Here is a 15014-nt window from a genome sequence, read left to right as displayed (position 1 = left end):
TTTCCGAACCCCCGGGAACCGCCGGGGCTCCCGTGCTACCGTACCGGCGCGGTGACACCCGGCACCTCCCGAATCGCCAGCCAGTCCTGACGTCGCTGTCGCTGGAGCGCAGGATCGGCGACGGGCGAGGCCAGCCGCAGCCGCTCCGAATAGGGATGCGCGGGGGCGCGCGTGACCTGCTCCCCGTCTCCGGTCTCGACGATCTCGCCGCGATACATGACGGCGACGCGGTGACAGATGCGCCGCACGACGCCGAGGTCGTGCGAGACGAAGAGATAGCTCACGCCCGTGTCGCGCTGCAGCTCGATGAACAGGTCGATGATCGTGGCCTGCGTCGTGAGGTCGAGGGCGCTCACGGGCTCGTCGCAGACGATGAGGCGCGGACGCCGCACGAGTGCGCGCGCGATCGCGATGCGCTGCCGCTGCCCGCCGGAGAACTCGCTCGGGTACCGCTCGGCGGCGGTCAGCGGCAGCCGCACCCGGTCGAGCATCTCGGCGACGCGGCCGCGCGCTTCGCGCGTCCCGACACCCGCGGCGGTGAGCGGCTCGGCGAGGATGTCACCTATCGTCATGGCCGGGTCGAGCGAGCCGTACGGATCCTGGAAGACGACCTGCACGTCGGCGGCGAGCGCACGTCTCCGCGCCCCGCGCGCGTGCGTGATCTCCTCCCCGTCGAAGCGGATGGCGCCCGATGCCACGGGCGCGAGCCCCAGGACCGCCTTGCCGAGCGTCGACTTCCCAGAGCCCGACTCGCCCACGAGACCCAGGCACTCCCCCGAGGCGATCTCGAGCGAGACCCCGTGCAGGGCGCGGAAGCCGTGCCTGCCCCGGCCGTACTCGACGACGAGATCCTCCACCTGCAGCAGCGGCGCGGTCATGCCTTCACCTCCGTGGACGTCGTCGCGGACGCGACGGGAGCACTGGATGCCGGGTCGCCGCGCCAGCGCGCGTCGAGCTCGGCGCGGCCCTCCGCGGCATCCAGCGATGCGTCGATGAGCGCGCGCGTGTAGTCCTCGGCGGGATGGGCGAACAGGTCGTCGACGATGCCCTCCTCGATGACGTCGCCGTGCCGCATGACGACGACCCGGTCGCAGATGTCGGCGACGACGCCGAAGTTGTGCGTCACGATGAGCAGGGCCATGCCATACTCCTGCTGCAGCTCGCGCAGCAGCTCGAGGACCTCGGCCTGAACCGTGACGTCGAGCGCTGTCGTGGGTTCGTCGGCGACGAGCAGCGACGGCTTGCCGGCGATCGCCCCGGCGATCAGAACGCGCTGGGCCATGCCGCCGGAGATCTGGTGCGGGTAGCTCCGCAGGACGCGGTCGGGATCGACGATCCCGACGCGCACGAGCATGTCGCGCGCGAGCGTCCGCGCCTGCGCGCGCGGCATCCCGTGGACGCTGCGCAGCGGCTCGACGAGCTGATGGCCGATCGTGTACGACGGGTCGAGGTTCGACATCGGCTCCTGCGGGATGTAGCCGATCTCGCGGCCGAGCAGTGCGTGGCGACGGCGCCGGTCGAGCCGCGTGACGTCCTTGCCGCCGACCCAGATGCCGTCCGCGTGGGCGTTGCCGCCCTCGGGGAGCAGATCGAGCACGGAGAAGACCGTCTGGGACTTGCCCGAGCCGGATTCGCCGACGATCCCCACGACTTCGCCGGCACCGACGTCGAGGGAGATCCCGTGCACGACTTCGACGAGCCCGGCGGGCGTGTCGTACGTGACGCGGAGATTCTCGATGCGCGCGGCGGAGCTCTCCGCGATGTGGCGAAGCGTCCCCGTGGAGAGCGTCACGGGCTGCGGCCGGACCTCCTCCTCCGTCACGATGGCGACTCCGGCGGCGCCGCGGCGGGCGCGTCGGGCCAGCGCCCGGTCCTTCTTCGCTTCGGGCGTGCGGACCTGGACGAGCTCGGCGAGTGTCGACCCCATGACGGCGAGCACCGCGATCGTGATGCCGAGCGCCGCCGACGGCCACAACAGGATGAGCGGGTTCGACAGCATCAGCCGGAAGCCTTCGTTCATCATGGCGCCCCAGCTGGGCGTGTTCGCATCGCCGATGCCGAGGAACTGGAGGCCCGCCTGGATGCCCATCGCGATGCCGGCCGTGAGCGCCGTCTGGATGATGACCGGCGCGTACACGGAGCGGATGATGTGCGCACCGAGGATGCGCGCGTTGCCGAGGCCGGACACGCGAGCGGCATCGATGTACGGCTCGGCACGCACCGCGATCGTCGTGGAGCGGGCGATCCGGAAGTAGCCCGGCGCCATGAAGACACCGACCGTGATCATGAGCAGGACGAAGTTCGACCGCGTGCCCGCCGCGACGACGAGCAGGATGATCATGCCGGGGATCGACTGCAGGGCGTCGCTGACCCACGTGGAGATCCGGTCGAACACGCCGCCGAAGTACCCGGCGACGACGCCGGCGGGAACGCCTGCGACGAGGGCGGTGATGATCGTGACGAGCGCGCCCCACAGGGTGATGCGGGTGCCGAAGATGAGCCGGCTGAGGATGTCGCGACCGGTGGAGTCGCCGCCCAGCGGGTGCGCCGCGCTCGGGGGCGCCTTGGCGATGGAGAGGTCGACGAAGGCCGGGTCGTGCGGAGCGAGGAGGGGCGCGAAGACGGCGACGAGCACGATGAGCACGAAGATGACGAGCGGGATGAGGCCCGCGGGGCGTCGGAGGAAGCGCCCCAGCAGCCCGCCACGGCGCGCGCGTTCGGGGTCGATGGCCCCGGTCAGGGTCGTTGCGGTCATGACACGCGCACCTTCGGGTTGATCCAGCCGAGCACGAGGTCGAGGAGGAGGTTGACGATGACGACGAAGACGATGGAGACGACCGTGATGCCGAGGAGCATCGGGATGTCGCCGTTCTGCGACGACGCCTGGGTCAGCTGACCGATGCCGGGGAGGCTGAAGATGGCCTCCACCACGATCGCTCCGGAGAGGAGCCCCACGAACATGAGGGCGAGGACGGTGAGCGCGGCCGGTGAGGAGTTCCGCAGGATGTGCACGGTGACCCGCGGCCCGCTCAGCCCCCGGCTGCGAAGCGTTCGCACGTAGTCCTGGCGCTTGGATGCCAGGACGGCGTTGCGCAGCTGCTCTGCGACGGCGACGATGCCTCCGAGCGCCAGCGCCACCGACGGCAGCGTGATCGACCCGAGCCAGCCGACGACGGACTGCGTCGGCGGGACGTACCCGACCGCCGGGAACCACTTCAGATCGATCGCGAACCAGATGACGAGCACGAGGCTCACCCAGAACCCGGGCAGCGCGAACAGGACGACCGAGATCGCCTTCGTGATGCGGTCGAACCATCCGCCGGGGCGGAGCCCCGCGATGAGACCGAACGCGGTTCCGACGACCGCGGTGATGATCGTCGCGGCGGTCACGACCGACAGGGTCACCGGGACCTTGATGGCGAGCTGCGCTCCGACGGGCTGGAAGTTGCGCCAGGAGACACCGAAGTCGCCCATCAGCAGATGCGAGAACCAGTCCCAGAACTGCACGAGCAGCGGCCGGTCGATGCCGATCTTCTGCGCCAGCGCCGCCTGCTGCTCGGGGCTCGCGGAGGTGCCCAGGAGCGCCGCGGTGGGGTCTGAGATCGCGGTGTGCGCGAGGAAGAACGTCGCCACGGACACGGCCACCAGCAGCACGACGCCGCTCAGCAGCCGCTTGAGGGTGAACAGGATCATCGGGGTCCAATCGGGGGTGGGAACCGGGCCGGGGAGGTGGCGGGCGGAGCCCGCCACCTCCTGGACATCAGCCGTGCTGGATGTAGCGCAGCGTCGGGAACATCATGCCGATCACCGGCTGCACCGTGATGCCCGGAACGCTGTAGTACGTGTTGTTGGCCTGGTACCAGACCGACCACCACGCGAGCTCCGTGAGCTTCGTGTTGAGGTCCGCGATCGCCGAGGCCTGCTCGTCACCGGTCGTCGTGTTGATCTCGTCGACGATCGAGGCGACCTCCGGGAAGGACGCGTAGTCGGGCGCGGGGTTGAACCACTGCTTGCTGGTCACCTGCCGAGCGACGGTCGCGACCGAGTTGCCGTCCATCGCGAGGAACGCGATGAACATCGGGTACGACGCGGCGTTGAGCTGGTAGTCCGGCTGCTGCATCTGGTCCCACGTGACGGTCACGCCGATGTCGGTGAGCGCCTGCTCGGCCGAGGGCTGCCACTGGGCGAAGATCGGCGACATCGGCATCGTCACCGAGAAGCCGTTCGGGTACCCGGCATCCGCGAGGAGCTCCTTCGCCTTCGCGACGTTGAACGCGTACATGTCGTTGAGGCTCGCGTCGTTCGTCGCGCCGCCGTCGGGGAAGACCTGGTTCGTGACGACACCCGCCCCGGACCCGACCGCCTGGAGGATCGCCGCGCCGTCGAATGCGTAGTTCAGCGCCTGGCGCACCTCGGTCTTGCCGAGGGCCTCGACCTTCGCGCCGGTGTGATCGGTGAACTGCAGACCGACCCATCCGGACACGCGCTCGGCGATGTTCCAGCCCTGCTGCTTCGCCTGATCGAGATTCGTCACGTCGCCGTAGTTGACGTTGATCTGCCCGGAGAGCATGGCGTTGTGGCGCGCCGTGGCGTCCAGGATCGGGAAGATCGCGAGCGTCTGGAACGGGTAGGTCGCGGCATCCCAGTAGTCGGCGACCTTCGTGAAGTGGTACTCCGAGCCGGCGACGCTCGTCGTCGAATCCAACGTGTACGGGCCTGACCCGACCGGCTCCTTGCCGAGGGTGCCGGCGTCGATCGCCGACGGCGCCATCACATAGCTGCGACCGAGGCCCATGAAATAGAGGATCGTGTCGTCGCGCTCGGTCAGATCGATGCGAACGGTGTCGTCATCGACCTTCTCGAAGTCCTTGACGTGCGTATACGCCTCGCCCGAACGGGCACCCTGCTGGAGGTATTCGAGGCTCTTCACGACGGCGTCGGCATCGACGACTGTGCCGTCGCTGAACTTCGCGTCGGTGCGGATGTCGAGGTCGATGCTCAGGTCGTCATCGGCGACCGTCCACTTCGTCGCGAGCGAGGGGATCGGGTTGCCGTCCTTGTCGAGGGCGATCAGGGCGTCATAGACGGCGGACAGGTACGGACCGTCGAAGCCGATGTCGGCGAGCGAGGGGTCCCAGGACGTCACGTCGAGGAAGTTCCCGATCTTGAGATCGGCGGGGCCCTCCGCGGTCGCACCTCCGGTGGCGGTGGCGTCGCCGCCACCGGTACAACCGGACAACAGGGTCGTGACGGCGGCGAGGGCGGCGACGGTCGCCGCGAGGTACTTCTTTTCCATGTTTCCTACTCTCGGTGCGGGTGGGGAAGAAGGTCCGAAGGAGCTTCGCTGTCCGCTGCGTGAGCCGGAAACGACGCCACTCCGATGTGCCGTGCTGGTTAGTCTACATCCGTGGAAAAAGACGTCAAGCGTTCATCGGAGTTTTTTCCACAGTTGTAGAGAATTCGTTACGCGGCCGAAACATCACCACGTGCCGTCCGCCGCCACACCGTCGTCCAGCCAGAGGTGGGCGAGCGCCGCGCGGATCTCCGCACCCGACTGCTCCGCGAGCCGAACCGCAGCGAGATTGTCGGCCAGCTGCGCGAGCCGCGAGACCCCGAACAGCACGTTCGTCGTCGGCGCGTAGGCGAGGCAGTACGCGGTCGCGAGCTGGGCGGGGGTCGCCTCGAACTCCGCAGCGACGCGCGCCACCTCGGGTGCCGCCGCCGCGATGCGCTCGCGGATGCCGCCGACATCGGCGCCGATCTTCCGCTGCGGCGTACGCCCGAGGAGCACGCCGCCCTCGAAGCTATCGGATGCCTGCAGACCGAGCATCCCGTCCTCGAACAGCTCGCGGTAGGGCTGCCCCTCCGCCATCGAGCGTCGCACGATCGAGTACTTCAGCTGCGCGAACGTCGGCGGAACGACCCCGGATGCCGCGGCACGATCGATCACGGCTCGCGTATCGCCGACGACCCAGTTGTTGATGCCCCACACGTCGAACAGCCCCTCGTCGAGGAGGGCGCCGACCTCCTCGACGAGCCGCTCGGGCTCGGGCGCGTCGCGATAGTCACCGACGACGACGGCGTCGAACCGGTCGAGGCCCGCGCGCTCGAGGCTCTCCTCGAGCTGGGCGCGAAAGCCCGTGCGCGGCCAGTCCCAGAGCCACAGCTTGCCGCACAGGACGACGTCGTCGCGCGCGACGCCCGACGCGCGGAGCGCCCGCCCGAACAGGATGTCGGTGCGCGAGTTCTCCGCGTGCGGGCCCATGTTGTAGTAGGCGACGTCGAAGAACCCCGCCCCGCCCGCGACGGCCGCGCGGATGATCTCGACCGCCTCGTCCTCACTCATGCGGTCCCAGATGTTCCAGGACCCGAGGGCGAGCGGCGGCACGAGTGGGCCCGAAGGACCCAGCGGACGGCGAGCGATCGGGGACGGTGACATCGGCGCCTCCTGGCGTTCGGCCCGTGCCTGCCACCCTGCGATCGGAGGCGACGACACAGACGCTTGTGTTTTTCTACGTTTGTATAATAACGTCTGCTGCAACGTCGCAACACCCCGCTCGCAGAGGAGCCCTCCCCCATGACCCGCACTCCCCGGCACGTCCTCATCACCGGCGGCGCCGGCGGCGTCGGCCGCGCCCTCGCCGATGCCTTCCGCGCCCTCGGCGACGCCGTGACGCTCACCGATCTCCCCGGCGAGCGCCTCGACGCGCTCGGCGCGGACCTCGGCGTCACGACGATCGGCCTCGACCTCACGGATGCCGCCGCGATCCCCGGCGCGCTCGAGACGGCCATCTCGGCGCACGGCCCCGTCGACGTGCTCGTCAACAACGCCGGCATCCTGCACCTCCACGGAACGGTGCTCGAGCTCCCCGTCGCGGACTTCGAGGCGACGATCCGGGTCAACATCCTCGGCACCTTCGCGATGACGCAGGCCGTCGCGCGCCGCATGACCGCCGCAGGAGCCGGCGGTGCGATCGTCAACGTCTCCTCGATCGGCGGTCGCCAGCCCACCCCGGGCATGGGCGCGTACGAGTCGAGCAAGGCCGCCGTCGACGCCCTCACCCGCTGGGCCGCGATCGAGCTCGGCCCCGCCGGAATCCGTGTGAACGCCGTCGCACCCGGTCCCGTCGACACCCCGATGATGCGCGAGGGGATGCCGGAGGGCTCGCCGATGCGTGAGGGATGGCTCTCCCGCATCCCGCTCCACCAGTTCGCCGATCCGCGCCAGGTCGCCGCGGCGGCCGTCTTCCTCGCATCTCCCGACGCCGCGCACATCACCGGCGTGAGCCTGCCGGTCGACGGCGGCCAGCTGCTGGTCTGAAAGGACACCATGACCACCCCCACCACCACCCGCGCCGCCGTGCTCACGACGCACGGCGGCCCCCTCGAGCTGCAGGAGCTCCCCCTGCCCGCCCCCGCCCCGGGCGCGGCGATCGTCCGCATCCGCTGCGCGACCCTGTGCGGCACCGATATCGAGATCTGGTCGGGGAAGATGACGTTCCCCGGCATGCTGCCGATGGTGCTCGGGCACGAGATGATCGGCGAGATCGTCGCCCTCGGCGACGGCACGCGCGATGCACTCGGGCGCGACCTGGCGGTCGGCGACCGGATCGGCTGGTCGGAGTCGACGTGCGGGCAGTGCTACGGCTGCGTCGTGCTGCGCGAGCCGGTGCACTGCGCCCACCGCGGCTACGGCTTCCTGCAGCGCAGCGACGTGCCGCCGTTCGCGACGGCCGGCCTCGCCGACTACGCGTACGTCACGCCCGGTGCCGCGAAGCTGCGTCTGCCCGAGAACGTCAAGGACACGTGGGCGTCGATGGCGGGCTGCGCCGCGAAGACGGTGCTGCGCGCGTTCGACCGTGCCGGCGGCATCCGCCCCGGATCACGCGTCGCGATCCAGGGCTCGGGAGCACTCGGGATCTTCGCCACCGCGGTCGCGAAGATCTCCGGTGCGGCGCAGGTGATCACGATCGGCGCCCCCGCGGCGCGCCTCGAGCTCGCCGCGCGCTTCGGCGCCGACGCGACGGTGCACATCGGCGAGGGCTCCGTCGTCGCGCAGGTGATGGAGCTGACGGGCGGCCACGGCGCCGATCACGTCTTCGACTTCGCGGGGGCTCCCAGCGTCGGTCCCGAGGCGGTCGGCATGGCCGCGCAGCGCGGCACCGTGACGATCGTCGGCTCGACCGGCCCCGTCGGCGACGCGCTGCCGCTCAGCGCCGTGATGGGCAAGGAACTCACCGTGACCGGATCTCTCAACGGCGACATCGCCGACTATGCCCGATCGATCGACTTCTTCGCCGCCTTCGCCGACCGCTACGACTGGGACGCGCTGTTCAGCGCCCCCGTGGGCCTCGCCGGCGCCTCGGCGAAGCTCGCCGCGATGGAGCACCTCGCGGAGGTCAAAGCGGTCATCGACCCGCGCCTCGATCACGCCGACCACGCCGACCACACGCCGGAGCGTGCCGCATGATCCCCCGCCGTCCCCTCGGTACGAGCGGGCTGGAGACCTCGGTCTTCGCCCTCGGCTCGTGGCACACGTACGACCGCATGGACTTCGCCGAGGCCGTCACGATGGTGCGGGGCGCCGTGGATGCCGGGGTGAACCTCTTCGACGTCGGCGTGTACTCGTTCCCGGGCGCGCCCCCGGTGTTCACCGACGTGCTGTTCTCCGCGATCATCCGGGCCGCCGGCGTGCGGCGAGACGAGTGGATGCTGTCGAGCAAGCTGTGGCTCGAAGGCTACGGCGACGACGGATTCCGCCCGCAGCTGGAGAACGCGCTGTTCCGCGTCGGCGAGGACCATGCGGACCTCGTCGTCCTCGGCGATCTGCGGGACTCCCCGGTCGACCTGCGCGTGCTCGTGCACGACCTCGGCGCGCTGACGGCCGCGGGTCTGATCCGCGCGTGGGGCGTCAACAACTGGTCGGCGACGACGGTCCAGCGCCTCATCGACATCGCCGCGGAGGACGGGCTGCCCGGTCCGCAGATCGCGCAGCTGAAGTACTCGGTCGCGCGGCGGGCGATCCCCGACGGCGCCCCGTTCGCGCGCCTCTGGTCGCAGGGACTCGGCCTGCAGGCATCCGACGTGCTCGAGGGCGGCATCCTCGCCGGCAAGGTCGCGCCCAGCCGTCAGGTCGGACGCGACCCCGGCGAGATCCGCGAGCGCATCATCGCCACCGTCCCCGCCTTCACCGCGCTGGCGGAGAGCCTGGATGCCACGCCCGCTCAGCTCGGCATCGCCTTCTCGCTCACCCATCCGGCCCTCGCGACGACCCTCTTCGGCGCGACGAGCACCGCGCAGCTGCGCGCCAACCTCGGGGCCGTGGCGCTCGTGGACCGCGTCGGGGCAGCCGAGCTCCGCCGGCTCGTCGAGCCGTTCTGGTGCGACGACGGTGTCGTCGACCCCGAGGGCCCCTGACCCCGCCGACACCCGGCATCCCTTCCCCTTCTTCCTCCAGGAGACCGTCATGACCGCACCCGCCCTCGGCCGCCCCCAACTGCCGCCCGTCCCCTTCGACCCCGAGATCCAGGCGGTGCTCGACGCGCTGCCCGCGCAGCCGCCCATGACCCGCGACACCCTTCCGCGCGAGGGCACCGACCGCATGTTCCCGGGCAACGACGACGTGATCGCGGGGCGCGAGATCGATTGGGAGGAGCGCGTGATCCCCGGCCCCGACGGCGCGCCCGACATCGAGGTGACGATCTTCCGTCCGCGCGGTCGCGACGGGGAGGCCCTCCCCGCGCTCTACAACATCCACGGCGGCGGCATGATCGTCGGGCATCGGTCGTGGGAGAGCGGGCGTGTCGTCGACCTCGTCGACGAGCTCGGCGTCGTCGGGGTCACGGTGGAGTACCGCCTCGCCCCGGAGGACCCCTACCCCGCCGGCGTCGAGGACTGCTACGCCGGCTTCGTCTGGCTCGCCGAGAACGCCGCCGAGCTCGGCGTCGACCCCGACCGCATCGTCGTTATGGGCGGGAGCGCAGGCGGCGGTTTCTCGGCTGCCGTCGCGCTCCTCGCGCGCGACCGCCAGGGGCCGACCATGGCGGGCCAGCTCCTGCTGTGCCCCATGATCGACAACACGAACTCGTCCGTCGCGAGCCTGCAGTACGACGGCATCGGCACCTGGCTGCGCGAACTCAATCTGCTCGCCTGGGACTGCGTCCTCGGCGAGGAACTCGCCTCGAGCGATGCGGCGCCCGCGTACGCGGCGCCGAGCCGCGCGGCCGACCTTTCGAACCTGCCGCCCGCGTTCATCGAGGTGGGCGCGGCAGAGTTGTTCCGCGACGAGGATGTCGCCTACGCGTCGCGCATCTGGGCGACCGGCGGACAGGCGGAGCTGCACGTGTGGGCGGGGGGATGCCACGGCTTCGACATGTACATGCCGGACACCGAGATCACGCGCGCCGCGCTCGCTTCGCGTACGTCGTGGCTGCGACGGGTGCTGGGCCTGTGAGCACCGCCGAGAAGGCGCCGGCGGCGCGCCCGGCGCCGGTGCCGTACGACCCTGCGTTGGAGCCCGGTCTCGCGGCGTTCCTCGAACTCGTCGAGATCATCCCGCTGCGCGCGGAGACGATCCACGCGAACCGCGACCACTTCGCGACGATCATCCCCTCGATCGATCAGCAGGTCGCCGGCCGGGCGGTCGTCTGGGAGGACCGGCTCATCCCCGGACCGGCCGGCGCGCCCGAGGTCGAGATCACGATCGCCCGGCCGACGGCACCGGCATCCACGCCCGCCCCCGCCGTGCTCTCGATCCACGGCGGCGGCATGGTGCTCGGGACGCGGTTCTTCGGCACCCCCGAGATCATCGACCTCGCGGAGCGCTACGGCGTCGTCGGGGTCGCCGTCGAGTACCGACTCGCCCCGGAGCACCCAGGCCCCGCGCAGGCCGAGGACTGCTACGCGACACTGGTGTGGATGGCCGCGCACGCGGCAGAGCTCGGCATCGACCCGGCCCGCATCCTCGTGTCGGGCGCGAGCGCGGGCGGCGGTCTGTCGGCGGCGGTGGCCCTCCTCAGCCGCGACCGCGGCGGGCCCGCGATCGCGGGGCAGCTGCTGAACTGCCCGATGCTCGATGATCGGAACGAGACCGTGTCGGCGCACCAGTACGACGGCATCGGCGCGTGGGACCGGAACAACAACGACACGGCATGGGATGCCATCGCCGGCGCCGATCGCTTCACGGACGCCGTCTCGCCGTACACCGCTCCCGCGCGCGCGACCGACCTCGCCGGCCTCCCTCCTGCCTACGTCGAGGTCGGGGCTGCAGAGACCTTCCGCGATGAGGCCGTCGCGTATGCGACGCGGATCTGGGCGACCGGCGGTCAGGCCGAGCTCCACGTGTGGGGCGGCGGCTATCACGGCTTCAGCGGGTTCTCCCCCGACGCGATCGTGTCGCAGGCCGCGAACGCCGCCCGAGACAGCTGGATCCGTCGGCTCCTCGACCTGCCGTGAGCGGCACGGAGACGCCGCGTGTTCCGGCACGCCGCCTCTCGACACTGCGGGCCGTGCTCGTGCTGGGTCTGCTCGAAGCGTTCGGGCCGCTGTCGATGGATCTCTACCTGCCGCATCTGCCGCAGCTCGCGCGGAGCTTCGACGTCTCCGACGCGCTCGCGCAGGCGACCATGTCGGCCTGCATGATCGGGCTGGGCCTCGGTCAGCTCGTCGCGGGGCCGTTGAGCGACCGGTTCGGCCGCCGGCGCCCGCTCGTCGTGGGGGTCGCCGCCTTCGCCGTGCTGTCGGTCTGCTGCGCTCTCGCTCCGACGATCGAGATGCTCCTCGCGGCGCGATTCCTGCAGGGCCTCGCCGGATCGGCCGGCATCGTCATCTCTCTCGCGGTCGCACGCGACCTCTTCACGGGCGTCGCCCTCTCGCGCATGCTGTCACTGCTGCTCGTCGTGTCGGGCACGGCGCCGATCGTGGCGCCGATCGTCGGCGGGCAGCTCGCCTACGTCATGGACTGGTGGGGCGTGTTCTGGGTGCTCGGCGGCGTCGGGGTGTGCCTCGTCGCGCTCGTCCTGTTCGCGCTGCCGGAGACTCTCGCGCCCGCCGAGCGTCATGCGGGCGGGATGCCGGAGGCCCTCGCCCACGCCGGCGAGGCCGTGCGCGACCCGCTCTTCCGCGCCGTTCTGCTCGCGGGAGCCGCCGGCGGCGTCGCGTTCTTCACGTATCTGTCGATGTCGAGCTTCGTCATGCAGGAGCAGTTCGACCTGTCTCCGCAGGCGTTCAGCCTCGTCTTCGCCGCGTGCGCTCTCGCGAGCATCGCCGGCGGCCAGATCAGCCGTGTGCTCGTCCCTCGGCTCGGGCCCGCGCGGATGTACCTCACGGGGATCACCGCGACGCTGGCATCCACCCTCGTGCTCCTCGCGCTCGCGTCCGCGGGCGCCTCCGGTGCCCTCATCGCGGCTTCGCTCGTGCTGTTCATGCTGCTCGCCGGCACGAGCGGGCCGAACGGATCGACGCTCGCACTCGCCCGGCACGGTGCGCGTGCCGGCACGGCCGCGGCGCTCCTCGGCACGTCGACGTTCCTCTTCGGACCGGTCGTCGCGCCGCTCGCGGCGCTCGGCGGCACGACGACGCTGACGATGGCCGCCACGATGGCGATCGCCGCGGCGGCCGCCGCCGTGATTGCCTGGATCGGCGTGCGCCGCGCCGCCCGCGCACCCGGCGCGGGAGAGATCGGAGAGCTCAGTCCATCAACCGGGCGCTGATCTCGTCGACGGCGACCATGACCTCGTGGTTGTAGGGCGCCGTGGCTCCGGGCACGTAGCGCACCGAACGCAGATCGCCCGAGTACGGGAATCGTCCGTGTCGCTCGAAGAGCTCCCAGTCGACCGGCCCGCCGCCGTCGGCGCCGACGCTGATGCCCGTGAACGGCGCCATCCCGATGAGCATCGGGAGGCGATCGAGCCTCATCCGCTCGTCCTCGTCGACCTCGACGACGACCTCCCGCTCGAACGCGGCGAGCGCGGCGAATCGCACGACCACCCGCCGCGCAGCAGCTGTCTCGACCGCACTCCGGGTCATCCGGCCGTACGCGTTGTAGGCGAACACGAGCGCACCGGCCTCGGCATAGAGGGCGTAGCCTCCACCCTGATCGCCGTGGCTGAACAGCATGCCTTCCCCGAGGTCGCCGTCGAGGTCGACCTCGACCACGAACGAGCGCAACGAGACGAGTCGCGCCGACCGCCACCGTTCGAGCGTCGGTGTGCCGGGCCGGATCGTCACCGGCTGGGAGTACTCGAGGTCTGTCGCGGGGCGCACGCCGAAGAGCGAGAAGTCGTCGCCGAGCGGGAAGACGGTGTTCCGCCACGCCGCCACGCGCCACCGCTCGGCGAGGTCGGCCACGATGTCGGGGTGCTCGGCAGCGACGTCCATCGATTCGGCCGGGTCGGCGGCGAGGTCGTACAGCCGCCAATCGCGCAGGTCGTCATCCGTCTGGCCGAGTGCGGGGGCGACCGCCTTGAATCCGCGGCCGAAGTATGCGCGCTGGCCGACGAGCGCGAGGTACTGATCGGCGCGGCCCGGAGCTCCGCTGTCGCGCAGAGCGGCGGCGAAGCTCTCGCCATCGGCATCCTCCGCGCGGACGCCCGCCGCTTCCGCGGCGCGCGTCGCGCCCGCGAGCTCGAGCAGCGTGGGCGCGAGGTCGGTGATGTACGCGAACCCCGTCCGGACACCGTCGTCGCCGACCGCCCGCGGCAGGCCGGCGGGCCAGGAGACGACGAGCGGGGTGTGGATGCCGCCTTCGTACAGCGACCCCTTGAACTGACGGAACGGCGTGTTCGAGACTCGCGCCCAGCCCGCAGGGTAGTGCCCGTGCACGCGGGGGCCACCCATCTCGTCGAGCGGCCTCTCGACGTCGCGCACCCAGTCACGCGGCAGATCCGCGGCGTGCACGAACTGGCTGAAGTAGCTGCGGGTTCCTGTCGGACCGCCCTCCGCCGTCCCTCCGTTGTCACTCGTGAAGACGATGATCGTGTTGTCGTACTCGTCGATCTCCTTGAGGTGCGCGACGAGCCGGCCGAGCGACTGATCGACGCCGTCGACGGCCGCGGCGTAGACCTCCATGTGCCGCGCGAACAGGGCACGCGCTTCGTCGTCGAGCTCGTCCCATCGTGGGATGTCGTCGCTGTCCGCCGCCGCGGGGAGCACCGTTCCCGCGGGCATCAGGCCGGCGGCGATCTGACGCTCGAGACGCTCCGCGCGCACGCGATCCCATCCGGCGTCGTACGCGCCGCGGTACTTGGCGATGTCTTCGGGTTTGGCCTGCACCGGCCCGTGGACGGCGTGGTGGGCGAAGTAGAGGAAGAACGGGCGGGATGCCTCGTTCGCCCGCAGCCCGTCGATCATCGCGATGGCCTCGTCGGTGAGCCGGTCGGTCAGGTAGTCCTCGCCCCCCGGATCCTCGGCGACGACCGAGTTGTCGCGGACGAGGCGATGCGGGTGATACAGGGTCGTGAACCCGTCCATCGACCCGAAGTACCGATCGAACCCGCGCTGGACCGGCCACGAGGAACGGTCGGCGCCGTCGTGCATGAGCGACTCGAGCGTCAGATGCCACTTTCCGACCATGAAGGTCGCGTAGCCGTTCTCACGGAAGGACTCCGCAAGGGTCGGGAGCTCGCGCGGCAGCAGCATGCGGTACCCCGGATAGCCCGGATCGGCGTGGGCGACCATGCCGAAGCCGGCCCGATGCGGATTCGCTCCGGTCAGCAGCGCCGCGCGGGACGGTGAGCACAGCGGCGTCGCATGGAAGTTCGCGAACCGGTACCCCTCGTCGGCGAGCGCGTGGACGGCGGGCGTGTCGATCTCTCCCCCGAAGGGCGACACGTCGCTGAAGCCCATGTCGTCGACGAGGACGACGATGACGTTCGGCGCTCCGGCACGCGCGCGTCGGGGCGCCGGCCACCACGGCGTGGACTGCGACGTCCGGGTGGCGACGACCCCGCCGAAGCCGTCGTATCCACGTGCGCCATCGGGGATTCGATCCGTCATCGCGTCTCCTTTGATCTACG

12 protein-coding genes are annotated in these 15014 nt (G+C 70.9%); 6 read left to right on the top strand and 6 right to left on the bottom strand.

All coding sequences use genetic code 11. The features are described from left to right. Positions 1-35 precede the first annotated feature (35 nt). The 5 genes from J0I43_RS15185 to J0I43_RS15165 form a co-directional block, all read right to left on the bottom strand. Positions 36-878 (bottom strand): ATP-binding cassette domain-containing protein, encoded by an 843-nt coding sequence (locus J0I43_RS15185; RefSeq protein WP_292865736.1) that lies wholly within the window; start codon positions 876-878, stop codon positions 36-38. After that, the gene (locus J0I43_RS15180) at positions 875-2755 is read right to left on the bottom strand and encodes a dipeptide/oligopeptide/nickel ABC transporter permease/ATP-binding protein (protein ID WP_292865733.1); all 1881 of its coding nucleotides are present in this window, start codon (positions 2753-2755) and stop codon (positions 875-877) included. Before J0I43_RS15180 ends, J0I43_RS15185 begins: the two co-directional genes overlap by 4 nt. Continuing rightward, on the bottom strand, positions 2752-3693 hold the full coding sequence (locus tag J0I43_RS15175) for an ABC transporter permease (protein WP_292837698.1): 942 nt from the start codon (positions 3691-3693) through the stop codon (positions 2752-2754). Before J0I43_RS15175 ends, J0I43_RS15180 begins: the two co-directional genes overlap by 4 nt. A gap of 67 nt (positions 3694-3760) precedes the next feature. Then, positions 3761-5296 carry an ABC transporter substrate-binding protein gene (locus J0I43_RS15170; RefSeq protein ID WP_292865730.1) on the bottom strand — a complete coding sequence of 512 codons (1536 nt, stop codon included), beginning with the start codon at positions 5294-5296 and terminating at the stop codon, positions 3761-3763. Positions 5297-5479: 183 nt separating this feature from the next. Further along, entirely contained in the window at positions 5480-6439 is a 960-nt protein-coding gene (locus J0I43_RS15165) for an aldo/keto reductase (RefSeq protein WP_292865728.1), read from the bottom strand. A 138-nt stretch (positions 6440-6577) separates the two neighbouring features. Here J0I43_RS15165 and J0I43_RS15160 point away from each other — a divergent pair, with 138 nt between their 5' ends. Genes J0I43_RS15160 through J0I43_RS15135 form a run of 6 tightly spaced genes read left to right on the top strand, consistent with a single transcriptional unit; the run spans position 6578 to position 12710 of the window. Continuing rightward, positions 6578-7321, top strand: coding sequence for an SDR family NAD(P)-dependent oxidoreductase (locus J0I43_RS15160; protein ID WP_292865725.1), 744 nt, complete (start codon positions 6578-6580; stop codon positions 7319-7321). A 9-nt stretch (positions 7322-7330) separates the two neighbouring features. Then, positions 7331-8470 carry a zinc-binding dehydrogenase gene (locus tag J0I43_RS15155; protein WP_292865722.1) on the top strand — a complete coding sequence of 380 codons (1140 nt, stop codon included), beginning with the start codon at positions 7331-7333 and terminating at the stop codon, positions 8468-8470. Next, complete coding sequence (locus J0I43_RS15150) at positions 8467-9417, top strand: aldo/keto reductase (protein ID WP_292865719.1); 951 nt, start codon at positions 8467-8469, stop codon at positions 9415-9417. The genes J0I43_RS15155 and J0I43_RS15150 overlap by 4 nt, the downstream gene beginning before the upstream one ends. 49 nt (positions 9418-9466) lie before the next feature. Further along, a complete protein-coding gene (locus J0I43_RS15145; RefSeq protein ID WP_292865716.1) occupies positions 9467-10453 on the top strand; it encodes an alpha/beta hydrolase in 987 nt (328 codons plus the stop codon). After that, a complete protein-coding gene (locus J0I43_RS15140) occupies positions 10450-11454 on the top strand; it encodes an alpha/beta hydrolase (RefSeq protein WP_292865713.1) in 1005 nt (334 codons plus the stop codon). The genes J0I43_RS15145 and J0I43_RS15140 overlap by 4 nt, the downstream gene beginning before the upstream one ends. After that, positions 11451-12710, top strand: coding sequence for a multidrug effflux MFS transporter (locus tag J0I43_RS15135; RefSeq protein WP_292865710.1), 1260 nt, complete (start codon positions 11451-11453; stop codon positions 12708-12710). The genes J0I43_RS15140 and J0I43_RS15135 overlap by 4 nt, the downstream gene beginning before the upstream one ends. Here the strand turns inward: J0I43_RS15135 and J0I43_RS15130 are convergent. After that, positions 12688-14994, bottom strand: a complete 2307-nt coding sequence (locus J0I43_RS15130; RefSeq protein ID WP_292865707.1) for an arylsulfatase — start codon at positions 14992-14994, stop codon at positions 12688-12690. The two genes, J0I43_RS15135 and J0I43_RS15130, sit on opposite strands and share 23 nt — an antisense overlap. Positions 14995-15014: the final 20 nt, after the last annotated feature.

The sequence above is a fragment of the Microbacterium sp. genome, assembly GCF_017305435.1.
Lineage (GTDB): Bacteria > Actinomycetota > Actinomycetes > Actinomycetales > Microbacteriaceae > Microbacterium.
Note: the sequence above shows the minus strand (reverse complement) of the source record. Positions and strands in the feature narration are given on the sequence as shown.

Excerpts from the sequence above, each read along its gene's own strand:
- J0I43_RS15185 (WP_292865736.1), bottom strand. The coding sequence starts at position 878 with ATGACCGCGCCGCTGCTGCAGGTGGAGGATCTCGTCGTCGAGTACGGC.
- J0I43_RS15180 (WP_292865733.1), bottom strand. The coding sequence starts at position 2,755 with ATGACCGCAACGACCCTGACCGGGGCCATCGACCCCGAACGCGCGCGC.
- J0I43_RS15175 (WP_292837698.1), bottom strand. The coding sequence starts at position 3,693 with ATGATCCTGTTCACCCTCAAGCGGCTGCTGAGCGGCGTCGTGCTGCTG.
- J0I43_RS15170 (WP_292865730.1), bottom strand. The coding sequence starts at position 5,296 with ATGGAAAAGAAGTACCTCGCGGCGACCGTCGCCGCCCTCGCCGCCGTC.
- J0I43_RS15165 (WP_292865728.1), bottom strand. The coding sequence starts at position 6,439 with ATGTCACCGTCCCCGATCGCTCGCCGTCCGCTGGGTCCTTCGGGCCCA.
- J0I43_RS15160 (WP_292865725.1), top strand. The coding sequence starts at position 6,578 with ATGACCCGCACTCCCCGGCACGTCCTCATCACCGGCGGCGCCGGCGGC.
- J0I43_RS15155 (WP_292865722.1), top strand. The coding sequence starts at position 7,331 with ATGACCACCCCCACCACCACCCGCGCCGCCGTGCTCACGACGCACGGC.
- J0I43_RS15150 (WP_292865719.1), top strand. The coding sequence starts at position 8,467 with ATGATCCCCCGCCGTCCCCTCGGTACGAGCGGGCTGGAGACCTCGGTC.
- J0I43_RS15145 (WP_292865716.1), top strand. The coding sequence starts at position 9,467 with ATGACCGCACCCGCCCTCGGCCGCCCCCAACTGCCGCCCGTCCCCTTC.
- J0I43_RS15130 (WP_292865707.1), bottom strand. The coding sequence starts at position 14,994 with ATGACGGATCGAATCCCCGATGGCGCACGTGGATACGACGGCTTCGGC.